Source organism: Teredinibacter sp. KSP-S5-2 (assembly GCF_032773895.1).
In the GTDB taxonomy this organism is placed as follows: Bacteria; Pseudomonadota; Gammaproteobacteria; order Pseudomonadales; family Cellvibrionaceae.
The window spans coordinates 3,946,189-3,964,316 of the sequence record NZ_CP120416.1; the positions used below are offsets into that span (position 1 = coordinate 3,946,189).

Here is an 18,128-nt window from a genome sequence, read left to right on the forward strand (position 1 = left end):
AAATTCACTCAATTATTGTTTTTTTCGCAGTCATGCACGGCAATGTTACCAGCTCACAAGCCAATTTAACCACTGGCGAAAAACCAAACTGCAAGCATGGAGTTTTCCCAATCCATTTTTATAAGACCTTAACTCATTGATTTTTATACCTATTTTGACAGGTAAACAAAAAGTAAAAAAATCGTGTAGCTCTGGTAAAGGAAATCAACCGACGCTTCCCTAGGATCAAGCCCTGTATCCATCGAATAAAAAATACAGGGGAGCAATATGAGAATCATCCTTATTCTATTACTTGTGACATGCCATTACGCAGTAGCACAACCGTACTATGCACAAACCCAAACTGGCAGGAGCGCGGCCAAAACTGAAGCACCGTATTTTGATACGGGAGATAACGACACTACATTATCTCTGCTAAAAACCACGACCGAGATATCAATCGATAGTGTCATCGCTGATATCCGTATAAAACAAGCCTATCAAAACGACGGCTCTTCGCCTCTGGAGGCCGTGTACACATTCCCCGGTTCGACTAAAGCCGCTGTATACGGCTTAACCATCAAGATTGAAGATAGGATAATCGAGGCCAAAGTCGAAGAAAAAGGGAAAGCCAGAGCTATCTATGAAGAGGCAAAGCACCAGGGGAAAAGTGCAGCACTGCTTGAGCAACATAAGCCCAACGTGTTCACCACGAATGTGGCAAATATTCTACCGGGGGAAACCATAGAGGTTGAGCTGCGTTACACCGAGCTGCTCGATATAAACGACAATATATATCAACTCACCTACCCACTAAACTTCGACGCGCACAATCCAAATGGCCGCCGATTACCGCCAGGCTCATCCAAGATAAATGTTCATCTGAATACAGCAGTACCCGTTCATTCCATTATCAGCCCCACACACCCCATCGAAGTAATTCCCTCTTCTTCAACATCAGCCAATATTTTCGTTAAAGCCGAGGACGTAAATCGAAGTAACGAGTTTGTATTGCGCTACCAAGTGTCAGGGCCAACGATTCAAACCGGCCTTCAACTATTAAAAGGAGAACAGGAAAACTACTTTTTACTGCAAATTGAACCACCAGCACGAGTGGAAGAATCCATGGTGCCCAATCGCGAATATATTTTTGTTATAGACACGAGTGGTTCAATGAATGGTTTCCCCATTGATGTGAGTAAGACGCTGATCGTAGAACTATTACAGAGCCTGCGAAGCTGGGAGAAATTTAATGTGGTGTTCTTTGCCGGCAACACCAAAACCTTATCGCCCACCTCATTGGAAGCATCAGCAGAAAATATTAATAACGTTGTTTCCATGCTTGAGAATATAGATGGCTATGGCGGCACAGACCTATTAAGCGCGCTGAAAAGCGTGGCGAAAATTCCTTTATCTCCAGGTTACTCAAGAAATGTGATTGCAATTACAGACGGCTATGTCAGCGTTGAAGCCGAAACATACAAGTTTATTAATGCCCATCTTGAAAACAGTAATTACTTTGCTTTTGGAATAGGTGGAGGAGTGAACCACCAGCTTATCGATATCATCGCCCGAGCGGGGTACGGAGAAGCCTATGTCGCACTGAACAAAAAAGAAGCAAAGAAACACGGGAGAAGAATGATTAACGCCATTCGCTACCCCGTACTAAGTCAAATTGATATCGATTTTGACGAGTTCGAAGCCTACGACGTCCAACCAATAGTATTGCCAGATTTATTTAGCAACAAGCCCATTACAGTTGCAGGCAAGTGGCGAGGAAAAGCCAAGGGGTCAGTAAAGGTTTCCGGCTTAAACGGATTTGGTCTCTGGAAAAAAAATATTCCACTAACTTCTGCCAGCAAAGCGGATTCCAGAGCGCTGGAATATATCTGGGCTAGGAAAGAAATTGAGCAACTTCAGGACTTGCACCACCTTGGATACAAACAGGATTCATTTCAGTCCTATATTACCCATCTGGGAATTAAGCATAACCTACTGACCAATTTCACCTCGTTTGTTGCGGTCGACAATCAGATTAGAGCCTCATCTCCAGAACCTCAATACCTATCCGGTAATGGTTTCGCCATACCAACCCTATCTCTGGAAATCTCGTCGCATATACCCGCAGCCAAACAATCAAGTCAAGAGACAGCATTGCAACGCGGATTATTCAAGTTTCAACGTATCAACAATGAGTGGGTAGATGAAAATCATTCTGCAAGTATCCCGGTTATCGATATTTCATACGACAGCCCTATCTACAAAAAAATCATTGCTTTATTTCCCGAGTTATCCAACTTCGACAAGAAGGATATTTTTTATATCAACCTGACCAATATCACTCTGAAAATAACGCAAAAATCAAAACCTATTAGTGAAGAAATGATTGAAAAAATCAATCTTAAGCTCGCCAGTTATGAATAGATCTGTCATCTCATATTTAGTATCAGTAATTTTACTTTTAACGATTAACCCAGTACAGGCAAAAACTATGAATAACAATAATACAACACCTCATAGCATCACATTTATTGTTGGGCAAGATTCAGACACAAAAAACGCATTTTATCAAACCGCTGAACTCTTCTTCAGCCTGAACCCAACGTACAAAACAGAGCATATGGTGAAATCACTATCAAGCATTGAAGGAATTGTAAATTATTTACACAACACCCCACCAGCCGGTGGTAATTTCTGGAAAACTATCAACATCGTTAGCCATAGTTCAGAATACGGATTAAATATGAACCTGACTGAAGACGGAAAACAAATAACGACAAAACAATTGGACGAGATAACTCAATCTGCATTCGATGGCTTTCCATCCATTGTGCGACATTTAAACTCCGAAAGCCTAATCACCTTTTGGGGATGCTCATTTGGCAAGCAACAGGCACACCTGAAAAAAATTGCCCAATTATTTAACAGTATTGATGGATCTGTTAGCGTTAGATCTCCGAACATGCGGATACATTTTTTCTATGACCTGAACAATAATTTTGTTGACCGCTTCTATTCAGAAGAATATTCAATTTATTCGGATACCGAAGAACTTACATCTTCGGAACTGGCACGGGCTTTTCAATATCAATACCCGGATAGCAAAACTGGTTGGCAAACCGCGTTATCCACTCCTATCTCAGACACACTATTACAACCAGCTTACAGCGCATCAACGATAAATATAAAGTTCTACGCTCCGAGAGACATATTAAAAACCTACCAAACACTCAATCAGTTCATGCTGGCACAACCTGAGATAATGGACAGTTTAAACAACCACAACATTTCAATAAACAAGTTAAATATAGAAATAAAGGATACTGACAGAGAAAACATTGCCCTAATCAATTGCACAACAATCAAACATTCCATATTAACCAGAAGCAATTTAAGGGAAAAAGACATTATGGTTTATGCAGATAGATAAATCGTATACTTATAATACTGAAAAGGGCATAGTTATAAGATGCCCTTTTCAGTTACACATACTTTTAAATTAGATTCCTACACAAACTACTCTGGCGTAATAACAAACCCTCTCTCAATCCCATCTTTAAAGCCAACGGATTTATACAGCTCGTGCGCCGAATGCAATTGCTCACCGGACAACAATAGAACAGTGTAACAATTTTTCTCCCATGCCAGATTTATGGCAAACTCCAATACTTTTTTGGCCAAGCCTTGGCGACGGTGACTTTGGGCAGTCACAACATGTTCAATAATGCCAAACGGACGGGCACCATTAGCGATACTGAGGTTTACTCCCAGCGCACAGGTTGCGGCCAGTACGCCATCCACATCGGCAACGATCACATCCATTTGAGCGCTATCGACCAGTTCCCGCCATTTTTCCTTTGCGTATTCTTTTTCCAATTCCGGATCTGCGGAACGAAGTTCTTTATATAAAGCCAATACGCCTTCAAGATCGTTTTCATCGGCGATTCGAATATTCATCGGTCACGTTATCCTTGGTAATTAGGGGCATGAAGCAAGAATAGACCCATTAGTTTTTAGGCAATAAAAACGAAACGGAGTATAAATCAGCGTTTGTAAATTGAGAGTTAACTCACATAAACTTTTTTGTTTACAGCCGAACTGAAACTGTTTTTTATTTGAGGTGGGTCAAACGAAAAGAATAACGCAGTTTTCTAATTCACTGACTGCACGATGGATAGCTGCTTAAACTGCTGTTTGATGAATTGCATTAGTAAGCGTGTTCTGGCGTTAACGAACTGACGACTCGGGTAAACCATATACACGTCTCGAACCGGGAGTAATTGATAATCGGAGAGGACCCTTCTTAACCCGCCAGACTGAACATATTGATGAGCATAAAAATTAGGTAAACCAACAACCCCCAACCCGTTAACGGCAGCTTTTGCCACAAACACTCCCTCACCTTCGCTCATTCGTATTTTGGGATGTGTATATTCAACGGCACCGGTGACAAAATGTTGAAGCTCCCAGTTGGTCGGCTGTGTGCGAAAAAACAAACCGGGCAACGACGACAAATCTTCGGGATGGGTAATACAGGGGTTGGCTTTCAGCCACGCCGGTGAAGCGTACAATCCCATATCCGATTTAATCAGATGTTGTGCAATAAACTGTGAATCTGATAATGGGCCAATACGTAACGCGATATCAATCTGCTTTTGCAGCAAATCCACAATGTCATTATCAAACGAAACATGTAAATGAATATCCGGGTATTCCGCTGAAAACTGGATCAGCCATTCAGAGACCACTTCCAATCCGAGAAAGTGAGGCATAGTAATCCGTATGGTTCCAGCCAATTCGTCATTTTGATTTTGCAGCTGCTGCGCACGTTGCTTAAGCTCAGCCAACAGAGGCGCACACTGGCCAGCATACTGTTCGCCCATATCAGTTAAACGCAGATTGCGTGTATTCCGTTTCAACAGTTGAACATCCAAACGCTGCTCAAGCTGCGCAACACGTCGGCTCAATGTACTGACAGACATACCCAGCTTTTCCGCCGCAGCCGAAAAACTGCCACTCTGCGCCACGGCAACAAACAAGGCTAAATCGTCCAGACTCTCCATATTTTCCCAATTTTAGAAAAATGATTGCCAAATTTTAGGCTAATTAAAGCAAATGTAACAAGATAAACTGCCATTTCTCTTTCAGCAACCAAGGAGCAACAATGGCTCGCTTTACCCTATTCCGACAAATTCACACCCTATTAGCAACCATGTTGCTCGTACTTATCAGTCACGCGAGCTTTGCCAATGAACCAGCACTCAGTGTCCAGCTATTTGACTGCGGCACGATTCTCGCCAGAGATGCGTCGATTTTTAACCCGAACATGAAGAAAAATACCCCCAAACTCATGGCAAACACCTGCTACCTAGTGAAGCATCCGAAAGGCGTTTTATTGTGGGATACCGGGCTGAATGACCAGATCGCGAACCAGGTAGATGGAATTGAAGCGTTTGATGGCGCCATCCATTTAACCTTGAATACGCCGCTACAAATCCAACTGGCCAATGCAGAAATCACACCTGATGATGTTGCTTATATCGCAATGTCCCATCTGCATATGGACCACACGGGTAATGCCAACCTTTTTGCAAATGCGAAATGGCTTGTGCAATCTACCGAACACCAAATTGCAGTTAGTAAACAAGCAGCCAATTATGGCTTTACGCCTCAGGATTACCAAAATCTGAAACAGGTAAAGCTTTTAGCAGGCGATTATGATGTGTTCGGCGATGGGCGCGTGAAAATTATCAGCACTCCCGGTCACAGCCCCGGACATCAGTCACTGTTCCTCGATTTAAAACACTACGGCCCCGTATTACTTAGTGGTGACCTTTATCACTTTGAACGCAATCGTTTAGAAAAGGCAGTACCAATATTTAACAACGTTGAAGAAAGCCAAAAATCATTTACCAAAATTGATCAGTTTCTTGAAGCCACAGGCAGTGCACTCTGGATTCAACACGACTATGAACAATTTCATTTGTTAATGATGGGTGGAAGCGGAAAAAACAAAGGCGTGTATTTTTAAATAATCATTTATACCTCAGAAAATAATTCAAATACTGAAAACAAAAAAACCCGCCATAGGCGGGTTTTTAGAGGTCTTACTTTTTGGTATTAACTTACAGGCCAGATTTCATCGCACTGATCAGTTCACCATTGGCAGTATCACCGTTGGTCTCCCAGAAGAATGCACCGCCCAGGCCACGACCGTTAGCATATTGCATCTTCGCACGGATGGTCGCTGGATCGTCATAGGACCACCAGTTGTTGCCACAGTATGCGTAGTTGGTACCCGCAATTTGACCGGTGATTGGACAACTACCTTTCAACACTTTGTAGTCTTCAATACCCGCTTCGTAAGTACCCGCTGCTGCACCGGTTGCCGTTCCACCAGGCGCGGCTTGCGTAACACCCGTCCAACCACGACCGTAGAAACCAATACCTAACAATACTTTGTTCGCTGGTACGCCCAGGCTAAGTAGTGTGTCGATACCATGGTCTGTGCTGAAGCCTTGAATTGGCATGCCAGCCCAATCGTTCAATGGTGAGTGCGGCGCGGTAGGACCGTTCTTCGCCCATGCACCGAAAAAGTCATAGGTCATGATCATGTAGAAATCCAGGTACTGAGCTGCACCGCCGTAGTCTGCTGCCAATAGTTTGGATTCACCCGCACCAATTGCAGAAGTTACAAGCTGGTTGCCGAATCGAGCACGCAGTGCTTGCATCAATACGCGGTAGCTGTCGAAGCCAGACGTGTCACAGGTTAGACCACACTCGTTTGGATATTCCCAATCGATGTCGATACCGTCGAATACACCGGCCCAACGTGGATCATTGACCAAACCATAACATTGATCAGCGAATGCGGTTGCGTTTGCTGCTGCTTGACCGAAACCACCAGACCAGGTCCAACCACCGAAAGACCATACGATCTTCAAGTGTGGGTACATGGCTTTCAATTTCTTGAACTGACCAAACAGACCACGAACTTCAGTGCTGTTCCAGTCATCGCTGGTGCCGTCTACAGATTCTGCAGCAGAGTAGAAACGATCGTAATCGGCATAGGAATCGCCAAGTACACACTGGCCGTTAGTCACGTTACCAAATGCGAAAACAATGTGCGTTAACTTCTCAGCAGAACCGCTGGTGACCAAGTTTTTAGGATGATAGTTACGGTCGTAGATACCCCACTCGGTGAAGTAACCGGCTAGAAGCTTGCCACCCGTACCGCCAGAAGAACTTGAAGAAGAACTACTGGATGATGAAGAGCTTGAAGAGCTGGACGATGAGCTTGAGCTGCTAGAACTTGAAGAAGAGCTGCTTGAGCTACTTGGATTACACTTCACGCACTCCCAAGCACCCCAGGGATCGTTTGGATTAGGCTCGCCTTGAGTCCACCATTTTGCGGTACACATCCAATCGGGTGGTACAAAAACTGGGTCGCTGTTACCAGTATAAACGGAACCTTGCTGCCAAGACTGGCTTGGACAAGCAGGTAGTTCACCACCTGACGAGCTGGAACTGGTAGAGCTACTTGAAGAGCTAGAGGAACTTGAAGACGAACTTGAGCTGCTAGAGGAAGAGCTGGAACTGGATGAAGAACTTGAAGTGCCATCACAAACACCCAAGTCAGTCCATGCATATTGCCATGCCCAACCAGTACCAGGCGCATACGCCCCACCAAGGCTACACCAACCGTTAACATCACACTGATAGGCGTTACCAATGGCCTGCACTTTACCGTCTGCCGGTAGAGTCATGCCATCCTGATACTCAGGTAAGTTAGTGCAGTCATAGGCTGAAGCTGCACCGGAAAAAGTTAAAAAAACGAGAGTAAGCAGGCTATGCCAACTGTTTCTCACTGCCGGTTTTTTCATAAAGAAAACTCCTTAAACGATAGTTAAGGACACACAGAAGCCTATAGATAAATATTTATCCATTTCATCACGGGTCGATACAGAAACACGAAACCCACTACGTGATTAGATGTATTTAGTTCGCCAGACTACAAATTATTATTTTTGTGACAGCCAGAACGAACGGGAGAAGCGCTGTATATCCAATTATGATTATTTGTTTATATGAATACCGCTTTACAAACATTTCTTGCTCACTACACCGGGATCCCAAAATGGAAAATCCTGCGGCGAGGGCGAGTATAGGCAAATCGATCTATTGTTCCAAGGGAAAACGGCGTCAAACAGGAAAGAATTCAACCTTCAAAAAATAACAAGAGCTTTTATAGTTTTTATTAGAATAGTTAACCGCAAAAACATATAGCAATTTGATTTTAAAGAAATGGAATAACAAATCCATAAAGTTAGTACACCTTTTCTTTGATAGAGAAAGAAGCCTGTAAAATCTAACCAATGATTAATTTAAGAGTTCATAGGGAAATCGAGGAGGAAAGAATGTCACGTCTTTTGCCTCTTTACCCAGGTTTATCTTGACTCTAAGCATATCCAGTTCGCCACTGCGCGAACCAATTTTCTGAACGGTAGTTTTATCTTCTCTATCCAATTGTTTGGCCAAAGCATAGAGAGACTGGTAAATCGCATTATTTTCCAGAGACTGCTCAATCTCGCTGCCATCGCGTTTTTTTAAAAAGTAGGAATCGGAAAACTTTCCTTCATCAACATCAAACAGGTCTTCAATATACACCCGACCAAACGCCAGCTCCGAAAAGAAGACTATTATGAATGCACGACTTTTGGGTACACCTTTTCGCTCCAACTCATCAACAATTTCTTCGTACCCCTTATTGTGGTTTTGAACAATAACATCAACCGCATCGGAGACCCTTTCATCGACAGTACTCCCATATACCGGCAAGCTTACCGAAAAAACCAAAAACAAAATGGCGAATATTCTTTTAAGCATAACCAATCCAAATATGAGTGTTATAACCACTAATGAAGGAAATAAATTTTCAACTGAGAAAGACGTCTAGCATTCTTGACTTACTCAAACAGTAGCAGAATCGCAAAAAACAATTACTGCACCATTTCAACAAAATAAAAACGGACAGCCAATGTACTTTTTTTGGCATCGCAATAATTGTTTGTGTGAGCACTCATTCACGTTTTTACACAACCTGAATTTCAAAATGTAAAGTAGATACGGTTAAGTGACGTATCTCAAGAGAGATAACCTCACCCTGATTTTGCAAAATTATATTTGCGCATGATCACCATCAAACTAAGGTGAGAAACTGGCTCTATGTAAAAAATATCCGTGAAGGGTAACGAAAAAAACGCGGTTAAACTAGAGGTAAGCGCAGCCCCGCCACAAGAGCGAACCGCCTTCGGATACATTAAGATATCCTGATAAAAAGGATATCAGGTAGGCTCAAACCGAAAAGACCTCGCATGGCCTGATCAAGAACCTACCGTAACACTAGTGACTCAAACTAATAGGAATAGTTGGGAATTCTCACTTTTCGATAATCCGGGTTAACCCAGCATTGAGGTAACTCTTCACCGGACAAAAACACTAAGTCGGCTTTTTCGTAATGCTCTGGCTCTTGCAGCTCTTCACCAACCTGATCTCTGCCCATTATGTCGTGCTCATACAGGTTGAACAGCGCATTAATATTTACAACTTCGATTAAATGGCCAGTTTTTCTATCTTTGAGGAACATAATAACCTCCCGGAAAACCCACAGGACTCTATTTAAATCTTAGGTCATTATGTAATAGCCTGTGACAAGCGAAAAGATCACTTTTAGACCAACATACTCTATCGAAAATAACTAACGGAAATAACCAAGAAAAATACTCTGAATTACCAGCGTTATTGCCATAAGAGGAGTAAGACGAGCCCTTACCAGGGCCCGTGCAATGAGGTATTAGGATAAACGGAATAAAAGGCGGGAACGAGTACGGAATCTTTATCCTTCATTGAACGCACGCACAATAAACCCGCAGCGGTGAAACGCTCGACACCTTTATCCGTTATAAGTATTTCTGCACAGGGCTTTATCGCGCTTTCTCCATCATCATCGTAGACATGAAGCGGTAATCCCTGCAAAGGCCCGATGTGCGCAAAGTTTATGTCCCGGCCAGAGTATGAATACGCCTGAGCAATCATAAGCGTCACGATATAAGCCGAATTTCCCCAGAGATAGTATTTGTGCTGACCATTTTGAGGTAACTCCTCATAAGGGAAACGTTCCAGAGGGGAAGTCTTTTTACCGTAGGGTAAACGCAGCATAAAACGGGGAGCCGCCAAGGCTAACCGTTTGGCCACATCCATTTGTTGCAACGCCCCCCAATGAGCAGCAACTTCCTGTGTACATTCGTACTGCCAATCATCCACATCGGGAGTTAATGCCAAAGATTCACAGCCGGCAAATTTTTCACTGCCACCGCATATTGCCGCCGCCCCCAACTCATCGGCGATCACAGCAAGCGTTGCAGCAAGATTAATGTCTTCTATTTTGTCCTGAACATAAAAGTCGCCAGTAATAAGATTAAATACTTTGCCGCCAGCAACTTGTTGCTTTTCAACTAATAATTTATACAGCCCGCTTTGCTCGATATCACCGGAGCAGTTTTCAATATCCTGTAGAAGCTCTTGCTTAGTCACATCAACAATGTACAGTTTCAGCTTTTTCCCTGTTTCCAGTTGCCTGACTAACATATACAAACTGCGCCAGCTAGCTTCCAGGTTTTGAAATGCGCTTGCATGGCATATCTTTCTCATGATCTCGCTGGTTGCTTCAGCAACCGCATTTAAGAAAGCCCCTTTTCGCGAATCTGCTTTTTTCTCCACATAAGGCGCAACGACATCTTTGATAATGCTATTTACAATACCCTGTGGAGTTTGTTTATAAAGCGCTTGTGTTTGACTGGAAGAAAGAATGGCATCGAGCATATTTCCCGAATCCAGAACCTGCTGCACTTCATCAGATGCAACGGGTTCCGACTGTTCTTGTACTGGCGGCTGATAACCGTCCCAGCTTTCGATCTCTTCCGCTGCCCGCTCGAATAAATCGGGGTTGTTTATTTGCCGATTGAGTTTGCGCAAATCATCAAACAATGATACACGTTCGTAGAGGTAGTCCGGATGTAGATCATCAAACTCATTAAAATGAATCGCATCATCAGATACAGGTAATTTGAGTGTTACCTTTAAACCGGCAAACACCTCTTCAAAGTTATCCCGGTCAACTTCAATTATTTTTCTCTGCGCCAGAGTCGCGGCATCCAACTGATCGCAACTTTCCCTACCGCTAAAATCGCCAAGTACCACAACCTTCATACTTTCCCCTTCACTAACCGGGGCAGGGCGCTGCTTGTCGCCGGAGGTAAACGTTATTCCACCGGTACTCATGGTTACTCTGGACATTTTTTCTCCAAATTATTGTTGGGTTCTCACTATGACCTGTAGACACGCGAACAGCATAATCACCACTGCTGAAATGATATCTATAGCGAACTATCTCAGAGTTTATAACATAACCCTTCACCACGTGCAGTGATCGGATCACTTTCCACTGCAATGAGTAAGAACTAACCACAAGCAAAGACGGGGTTCAGAACAACTGCTTAAAAAACGAGCTCAAGCCTTACGCTAAGGACCATTTTTACAACTATTCAGGTGATTGGAATGGGCGAGAGAAGCACAAACAAAAGAGAAGAAAAGCAAACGTATGATACAGGTTAGTTCAAAAATAAATTACTCCAGGTTAAGCCTGATTTTTCTTTCCTTCCAATCGGGCAGAAACTGGGTCATAAGCTGTTTAAAGTGGGCATTGTGGTAGCGTTCGTGTAAGTGAGTTAACTCATGAACCACGACATATTCCAGAGCGTCCGGATTTTTTTTTGCCAACTCCAGATTTAGCCAAATCCGTTTTGCTGCAATATTGCAGGTTCCCCAGCGGGTTCGCATTTTTCGAATACCCCATTCATCAACCTCTTTACCTACAATAGGTTGCCACTTTGCCAATAGCCGAGGAATAATTTTCTTTAATTCTGAACGATACCAATTATCCAGTAATTTTATTTTTTCCTGTTCGGTCGTTCCGGGAGAAATTCGAATAACAAATCCTCCCTGGGTTAAATCAATTTTATTCCGTCCCATTTTATATTCGATTTTTACTGCGATATCCTGCCCAAGATATCTGACGGAACCACCATCCTCAAAGTTATTATTTTTTTGGAATTTTTGGCGAACTTCATCCTGCTTACTGCATATCCAGGGTAAGTTATTTTGAATAAACTGAATCGCTTCGGCATTAGAACAGTGATAGGGAATAGACAAACTGACATTTCCCTCCGGTGGGCGGACGGACAAATTCAGGTTTTTAATTTTTTTCCGAGTTATTTTTACATTTACCCCGGCTACGATGATTTCCTGCGTTCTGTTGTTATTTCCAGTCGAAAAAAAGCGTCTCATTACATCACACTAGTGTTTTTAACCTATAGATAAACCGAACTACAGTCATACTGGCATCTCGCCAACACGTCCACAAGTGCAGTACCAAACATACGATAAAGCAGCACAAACAGAATAGTACGACTGTAAAAACAGTTTTTTTGTACTAAGAGTTGAATCCATCTCCTACCAGAAGCCGAAAGAACAACACTCAGGAAGTTAGGAGGGCGAGCATTATCCCGTATTTATCGATAACAAAAAACTCATCTTAGGTATGGACTTTGTTCTGAATATAAAGAAAAGAACAGTAATCTGATAACAAATCGCATCAAACTTTTTTACCAGCAGCCTGTCAAACGAACCGACCGAGAAAAATCACTATCGCATTCCAGATGGAACACAGCCTGGGCTTTTGCCAAAAAATGGTGTATTTTCTACCATCCATTCAATAACCCAAAGTTTCCGACATTGAATAAAGCTTTTATCATCATAGTCCTTGCGTTACAGCTGCTGCAGTCTATTACTGCACTGGCAGACACGCATCAGGCACATGAGCAGGAAAGCCTTTTTGCGGAATACATGGAAAATCACAAAGACCACATTGACGACGGGGACACTATCGCGAACCTGTCTGAAGTCGACTGCGAACATTGCTGCCACTGTCACGGCACGACTGGGCCGTTGATGATTTCCTCTATTGATCCCCCCTATTCATTTTCACCACATCGACAACCCTCCGCAACACTTGCCGACCCCGATTCGGTGTTTCTGGTCGACCTGTTCCGCCCTCCAAGAAGCTAACTACGGCCTCTTAACAACACTCCAGATTAGTCGTATCCGATTCGCTCGGATGTAGTTTTATGGTGGAACAATTATGTCCTTTTTACGCCCATTCGCTGTTGCTGGCCTGATTTTTTTAGCGGCTTGCAATGCAAATTCGGATGATCACGACCACGATCATCAACCAACAGATCAACATGAACAGGAGAAGCAACACTCCCCCACGGAAGATAACGACCATGAATACGACATGGATGCGTCAAATAACGAGGAACACCAGGAATCTTCTTTGAATATCGAACGAGCCCAACAACTTGGCATTACCTTAAATCAGGCTGGGCCGGCAAATATTGCTCAAAGCATTGATATCTTCGGCAAGGTAACGGTTCCCTCCTCCGGTCTCAGCCACATTCAGGCCCGCTTTGACGGTGAAATCGTTCGGGTTTTTGTAGACATCGGGCAGCAGGTGGCTCAAGGCCAAGCCCTGGCAGAAGTGGAATCCAACATCAGTTTAAGCAACTACACCATCCGTTCCCCCATTCAGGGGATCGTCACCGAGAGACATGCTAATGCGGGAGAATCTACCGAAGACCAGATACTCTTTTCGATCGCCAACCTGCAAACACTCTGGGCGGAGTTTAAAGTCTTCCACAGTCAGGCAAATACGCTGACACCCGGTATGCGCATCCTCCTTGCGACTCAGGAGTCACCAGTGAGTATCCGCGTTAACCACATTCTCCCCAGCAATAACAACCAGCCTTTTCTTATCGTGCGCGCCAATATCGACAATACCGAGGGAAGCTTTTCTCCAGGAAGGTTTATTCAGGGCCAATTGATTACGCAGGAGAGATCCGTTCCCGTAAGCGTTGAAAACAGCGCAATTCATATCGTCGACAACACCACAAGCGTGTTCGTTGTGGATGGCGATCACTTCGAAGTCCGGCCCATAGAAACCGGCATCTCCGATGGCCAAAAGACAGAAGTCATTTCAGGTTTAACCGCCGATGAGCGCTACGCAAACCGCAACAGCTATCTCATCAAGTCTGAACTGGAAAAGTCTTCCGCCGGAAATGATCACGCGCACTAGGAGAATGACGAGATGATTACAGCACTACTCAATTTCGCCATACATCGGCGTGCTTTCACCCTCTCTCTGGCACTCATCGTAATTGGTTTAGGGCTATTCAGCCTGCAACGTTTACCCATTGATGCGGTACCAGACATTACCAACGTTCAGGTACAAATTAATACTGAAGCGCCAGGTTATTCCCCTTTGGAAAGCGAACAGCGTATTACCTACCCGATAGAAAATGCGCTGGCGGGGTTACCCGGACTGGATCATACCCGCTCTCTGTCCCGCTATGGTTTATCCCAGGTCACGGTTATTTTTAAGGATGGGACCGACATTTATTTTGCTCGCAACCTGATAGATGAAAAGCTGTCGGCCATAAAAAATCAGATTCCTTCAGGTCTTGAACCACAACTGGGGCCAATCGCAACCGGGCTGGGAGAAATATTCACCTACGTGGTCTATGCGGAACCTGGAGCAAAAGACAGTGACGGCTCGGATTACACCACCACTTCGCTACGGGAGATCCAGGACTGGGTCATCAAACCGCAACTGGCCCAAACAAAAGGTGTGGTCGAAATCAATACCATCGGTGGTTTTGACAAACAGTACCACGTTTACCCCTGGCCAACGAAAATGCTCACCTACGGGATTTCACTGGAGGACATTACGACCGCCATTCAAAATAATAACCTGAACACCGGTGCCGGATTTATCGAGAAGAACGGACAACAATTATTGATCCGTGCAGTGGGTCAGCTTACCCACTATGAGCAATTGAAAAATATTGCCATTAAGGAGATCGATAATATTCCAATTACTCTCCAAGAGGTCGCCGACATTGGCATAGGCAAAGAACTAAGAAGCGGCTCCGCCACCTATAACGGAGAGGAAACCGTTATGGGCACAGCCATGATGCTTATGGGAGAAAACGCACGAACCGTTTCTCAGGCGCTCACAAAAAAAATGGCGGAGATTGAAAATACGCTTCCTCAAGGCGTAAAGGTAAATATTGTCTATAACCGAACCGGGCTTGTGGAAAAAACACTAGTCACGGTGCAGAAAAACCTGCTTGAAGGTGCGCTGTTAGTTATTGTTATTTTATTTCTCTTACTCGGTAATATTCGTGCAGCCATCATTACCGCAGCAGTGATTCCCCTATCGATGTTGACCACAATTTTCGGTATGGAGAAGCTGGGAGTTTCCGCCAACTTAATGAGTTTAGGTGCGCTGGATTTTGGCCTGATCGTCGACGGTTCCGTCATTGTGGTTGAAAACACCATCCGTCGGCTGTCGCAAGCTCAAGCTACATCTACAGGCCGACTTGAATTAAAGGAACGTTTACAGCTTGTATTTGAAGCCAGCAACGAAGTGATTCGGCCTAGCCTGTTCGGTGTATTTATTATCACTCTGGTTTATATTCCCATATTCAGTTTGAGTGGCGTAGAAGGAAAAATGTTTCAACCTATGGCCATGACCGTCATCATCGCTTTGCTTGCCGCGATGATTTTTTCCATCACTATTGTCCCCGCAGCGGTTGCATTATTTATTCGCGGTAATATTCAGGAAAATGAAAACCTGATTATACGAAAAACCAAAAGCATCTACCTACCGGCATTAAAATTCGCATTACGCTATAAAACTATTACGTTGTTTTCCGCCGGCTCGCTGGTGGTGCTTTGTCTATGGCTCGCAACCAAACTGGGTTCAGAATTTATTCCTCAGTTAGATGAAGGAGATATTGCATTGCACGCTATGCGAATTTCGGGAACAGGTTTGGAACAGGCAACAGCAATGCAACAATCTCTGGAACAAGCGCTGCTTGAATTTCAGGAAGTCGATAAAGTATTTTCCAAAGTCGGTACACCCGAGGTGGCCACCGACCCTATGCCACCAAATGTTGCGGACACGTTTGTGATTCTCAAAAACAAAAAGGATTGGCAGGATAAAAACAAAAATAAAGCCACACTACTAAAAGAAATGGAAGAGAAACTAAAGACCGTTCCTGGCAATAATTATGAATTTACCCAGCCCATTCAAATGCGTTTTAATGAGCTAATTTCCGGTGTGCGATCAGACCTGGGGATAAAAATATTTGGCGAAGATTTGGATACATTAATTAATCTTGGCCAACAGGTACTGAACGTTATTCAAGATATTGAAGGTGCTGCAGATGCGAAAGTGGAGCAAATCACCAAGCTACCTACCTTAACCATCTTACCGAAACGCGATGCGTTAGCGAGATACGGTGTTAGCGTTGAAGATTTAAATTCCACGGCGGCAATTTACTTCGGTGGCTACGAAGCCAGCAGCTTATATGAAGGGGATCGTCAATTTAAAATTGTTGTCCGACTACCTGAACCCTTGCGTACAGACATAGAACAAATAAAGCATTTGCCACTGTATTTGGATTCCGGACACTATGTTCCACTCAGCGAGGTGGCTCAAATCGAACTTTTGCCAGCGCCCAATAAAATCAGTCGGGAAAACGGTAAACGTCGCATTGTGGTCAGTGCCAACGTCAGGGGGCGCGATCTGGGTGGTTTTGTCGATGAAGTAAAACAGCAAATCCAGAATCAGGTTCAGCTTCCACCAGGCTATTGGATAAACTATGGCGGCACCTTTGAACAGTTTGAATCTGCCAGTCAACGCCTGGGGGTGATAGTACCGGTCACACTTCTGGTAATCATGGCCCTGCTCATACTGGCCTTGTCCTCGCTAAAAGACGCATTAATTGTGTTTAGCGGCGTTCCCCTCGCATTAACAGGAGGCATAATCGCGTTATGGTTAAGGGATATGCCCTTTTCAATTTCGGCCGGAGTGGGTTTTATCGCGCTTTCCGGGGTTGCCGTGTTAAACGGACTGGTTCTCATTGCGTTTATTCAAGACTTACGACGGGAAAATCACTCGATCATTGAGTCGGTTATTCAAGGAGCACAAATCCGTTTGCGCCCCATAATGATGACAGCGCTCGTGGCCAGTTTAGGCTTTTTACCGATGGCGTTAAACACAGGTACCGGAGCGGAAGTTCAACGACCAATAGCCACAGTGGTAATCGGTGGCATCATCTCATCAACACTGTTAACGCTGTTTGTTCTTCCCGCGCTCTATACCAGCTGTTACAGGAATATCAAAAAAGTGACGACGAGGTAAAACAATGTGATATTCGGTAGAAGTTCATTTTCACCCAAATGTGAACTTCTACTATCTTTCATGAAACATCCCGTCAGCACATCGACGAAACATACACCTAGAAACCTAATTGCTTAAACTATAAAAAACAAAATAGACAAGACAACTGCGTTATACGATCCACGACTGAAAAAACTTACTCACGACAAAACGTGAAAAGAACCACGAAAAACAGAACAAAAAAAATAATGGATAGAAGTATTCAGACAAATGTACGAAACAAGCAAGAAAAATCAGGAAAGTAAAAATATGGACAAAGAAAATAAAAATTAACGCCTAACCCATTGCAATGCAGCATGTGGGTCAATAAACAGCATTCGATCCCATTCCTTATGAAAATATTGATCAACTGCTCGGGCAATCGTGTTGCGAATTTGGGGAGAACGAATAACGTATGCCACTTTTAATTTTCTTGGATTGTATTTCGGTGCAGCTTTTCCCAATGCTGCAACGACTCTTAAATCCATATCTGACATATTAATCGTCTCTGCGGCACTCATATCAACCAAAAACCCCTGAATATCATCAAAACGTGCATCAGAAGTTAAAACGTTATTTGCATCAACCATGTTTGGCAGTTCGATAACACCATTTATTTTTATAATGGCGTAACCTGGATACCAGGCGACAGAAAAATTATCAGTAGCGTTGTTGAGTGTATCACCAAACTCACTCCAACTTTGTTCTACGGCCATTGGCAGATTTATCCTAGTCGAATATTTTT

General features: G+C 43.7%; 14 protein-coding genes. 6 read left to right on the plus strand and 8 right to left on the minus strand.

The window, feature by feature from the left end:
• Window positions 1–267 precede the first annotated feature (267 nt).
• Both P5V12_RS16780 and P5V12_RS16785 read left to right on the plus strand, forming a co-directional pair.
• Window positions 268–2,403 carry a VIT and VWA domain-containing protein gene (locus P5V12_RS16780; RefSeq protein ID WP_316954244.1) on the plus strand — a complete coding sequence of 712 codons (2,136 nt, stop codon included), beginning with the start codon at window positions 268–270 and terminating at the stop codon, window positions 2,401–2,403.
• Window positions 2,404–2,470: 67 nt separating this feature from the next.
• Window positions 2,471–3,409, plus strand: a complete 939-nt coding sequence (locus P5V12_RS16785) for a hypothetical protein (protein ID WP_316954245.1) — start codon at window positions 2,471–2,473, stop codon at window positions 3,407–3,409.
• A gap of 86 nt (window positions 3,410–3,495) precedes the next feature.
• On the opposite strand, the gene P5V12_RS16790 is transcribed toward P5V12_RS16785, so the two are convergent.
• Both P5V12_RS16790 and P5V12_RS16795 read right to left on the minus strand, forming a co-directional pair.
• On the minus strand, window positions 3,496–3,936 hold the full coding sequence (locus tag P5V12_RS16790) for a GNAT family N-acetyltransferase (RefSeq protein ID WP_316954246.1): 441 nt from the start codon (window positions 3,934–3,936) through the stop codon (window positions 3,496–3,498).
• Between the two features lie 194 nt (window positions 3,937–4,130).
• Window positions 4,131–5,042, minus strand: a complete 912-nt coding sequence (locus P5V12_RS16795) for a LysR family transcriptional regulator (RefSeq protein ID WP_316954247.1) — start codon at window positions 5,040–5,042, stop codon at window positions 4,131–4,133.
• Between the two features lie 101 nt (window positions 5,043–5,143).
• Between P5V12_RS16795 and P5V12_RS16800 the strand changes: the two genes are divergently transcribed.
• Window positions 5,144–6,010 carry an N-acyl homoserine lactonase family protein gene (locus tag P5V12_RS16800; RefSeq protein WP_316954248.1) on the plus strand — a complete coding sequence of 289 codons (867 nt, stop codon included), beginning with the start codon at window positions 5,144–5,146 and terminating at the stop codon, window positions 6,008–6,010.
• A 94-nt stretch (window positions 6,011–6,104) separates the two neighbouring features.
• On the opposite strand, the gene P5V12_RS16805 is transcribed toward P5V12_RS16800, so the two are convergent.
• The 5 genes from P5V12_RS16805 to P5V12_RS16825 all read right to left on the minus strand — a co-directional run bounded on the left by P5V12_RS16805 (window position 6,105) and on the right by P5V12_RS16825 (window position 12,384).
• Window positions 6,105–7,862 (minus strand): glycosyl hydrolase family 18 protein, encoded by a 1,758-nt coding sequence (locus tag P5V12_RS16805; RefSeq protein ID WP_316954249.1) that lies wholly within the window; start codon window positions 7,860–7,862, stop codon window positions 6,105–6,107.
• 496 nt (window positions 7,863–8,358) lie between these two features.
• Window positions 8,359–8,865 (minus strand): hypothetical protein, encoded by a 507-nt coding sequence (locus P5V12_RS16810; RefSeq protein ID WP_316954250.1) that lies wholly within the window; start codon window positions 8,863–8,865, stop codon window positions 8,359–8,361.
• A 529-nt stretch (window positions 8,866–9,394) separates the two neighbouring features.
• The gene (locus tag P5V12_RS16815) at window positions 9,395–9,625 is read right to left on the minus strand and encodes an acetyltransferase (protein ID WP_316954251.1); all 231 of its coding nucleotides are present in this window, start codon (window positions 9,623–9,625) and stop codon (window positions 9,395–9,397) included.
• A gap of 182 nt (window positions 9,626–9,807) precedes the next feature.
• A complete protein-coding gene (locus P5V12_RS16820) occupies window positions 9,808–11,334 on the minus strand; it encodes a type VI secretion system contractile sheath domain-containing protein (RefSeq protein WP_316954252.1) in 1,527 nt (508 codons plus the stop codon).
• A gap of 330 nt (window positions 11,335–11,664) precedes the next feature.
• Window positions 11,665–12,384, minus strand: coding sequence for a SprT family zinc-dependent metalloprotease (locus tag P5V12_RS16825; protein WP_316954253.1), 720 nt, complete (start codon window positions 12,382–12,384; stop codon window positions 11,665–11,667).
• A gap of 447 nt (window positions 12,385–12,831) precedes the next feature.
• On the opposite strand from P5V12_RS16825, the gene P5V12_RS16830 reads away from it, so the two are divergent.
• The 3 genes from P5V12_RS16830 to P5V12_RS16840 all read left to right on the plus strand — a co-directional run bounded on the left by P5V12_RS16830 (window position 12,832) and on the right by P5V12_RS16840 (window position 17,365).
• Window positions 12,832–13,164 carry a hypothetical protein gene (locus P5V12_RS16830; protein ID WP_316954254.1) on the plus strand — a complete coding sequence of 111 codons (333 nt, stop codon included), beginning with the start codon at window positions 12,832–12,834 and terminating at the stop codon, window positions 13,162–13,164.
• Window positions 13,165–13,237: 73 nt separating this feature from the next.
• Window positions 13,238–14,230: an efflux RND transporter periplasmic adaptor subunit gene (locus tag P5V12_RS16835; RefSeq protein WP_316954255.1), complete on the plus strand. Its 993-nt coding sequence runs from the start codon at window positions 13,238–13,240 to the stop codon at window positions 14,228–14,230.
• A gap of 12 nt (window positions 14,231–14,242) precedes the next feature.
• Window positions 14,243–17,365 carry a CusA/CzcA family heavy metal efflux RND transporter gene (locus tag P5V12_RS16840; RefSeq protein WP_316954256.1) on the plus strand — a complete coding sequence of 1,041 codons (3,123 nt, stop codon included), beginning with the start codon at window positions 14,243–14,245 and terminating at the stop codon, window positions 17,363–17,365.
• Window positions 17,366–17,673: 308 nt separating this feature from the next.
• Here the strand turns inward: P5V12_RS16840 and P5V12_RS16845 are convergent, their stop codons facing one another.
• Entirely contained in the window at window positions 17,674–18,099 is a 426-nt protein-coding gene (locus P5V12_RS16845; protein ID WP_316954257.1) for a hypothetical protein, read from the minus strand.
• Between the last annotated feature and the right edge of the window lie 29 nt (window positions 18,100–18,128).

Coding starts and splice junctions, on each gene's coding strand:
- P5V12_RS16785 (WP_316954245.1), top strand. CDS start 2,471: ATGAATAACAATAATACAACACCTCATAGCATCACATTTATTGTTGGG.
- P5V12_RS16840 (WP_316954256.1), top strand. CDS start 14,243: ATGATTACAGCACTACTCAATTTCGCCATACATCGGCGTGCTTTCACC.
- P5V12_RS16825 (WP_316954253.1), bottom strand. CDS start 12,384: ATGAGACGCTTTTTTTCGACTGGAAATAACAACAGAACGCAGGAAATC.
- P5V12_RS16780 (WP_316954244.1), top strand. CDS start 268: ATGAGAATCATCCTTATTCTATTACTTGTGACATGCCATTACGCAGTA.
- P5V12_RS16805 (WP_316954249.1), bottom strand. CDS start 7,862: ATGAAAAAACCGGCAGTGAGAAACAGTTGGCATAGCCTGCTTACTCTC.
- P5V12_RS16795 (WP_316954247.1), bottom strand. CDS start 5,042: ATGGAGAGTCTGGACGATTTAGCCTTGTTTGTTGCCGTGGCGCAGAGT.
- P5V12_RS16845 (WP_316954257.1), bottom strand. CDS start 18,099: ATGGCCGTAGAACAAAGTTGGAGTGAGTTTGGTGATACACTCAACAAC.
- P5V12_RS16790 (WP_316954246.1), bottom strand. CDS start 3,936: ATGAATATTCGAATCGCCGATGAAAACGATCTTGAAGGCGTATTGGCT.
- P5V12_RS16820 (WP_316954252.1), bottom strand. CDS start 11,334: ATGTCCAGAGTAACCATGAGTACCGGTGGAATAACGTTTACCTCCGGC.
- P5V12_RS16835 (WP_316954255.1), top strand. CDS start 13,238: ATGTCCTTTTTACGCCCATTCGCTGTTGCTGGCCTGATTTTTTTAGCG.
- P5V12_RS16815 (WP_316954251.1), bottom strand. CDS start 9,625: ATGTTCCTCAAAGATAGAAAAACTGGCCATTTAATCGAAGTTGTAAAT.
- P5V12_RS16800 (WP_316954248.1), top strand. CDS start 5,144: ATGGCTCGCTTTACCCTATTCCGACAAATTCACACCCTATTAGCAACC.
- P5V12_RS16810 (WP_316954250.1), bottom strand. CDS start 8,865: ATGCTTAAAAGAATATTCGCCATTTTGTTTTTGGTTTTTTCGGTAAGC.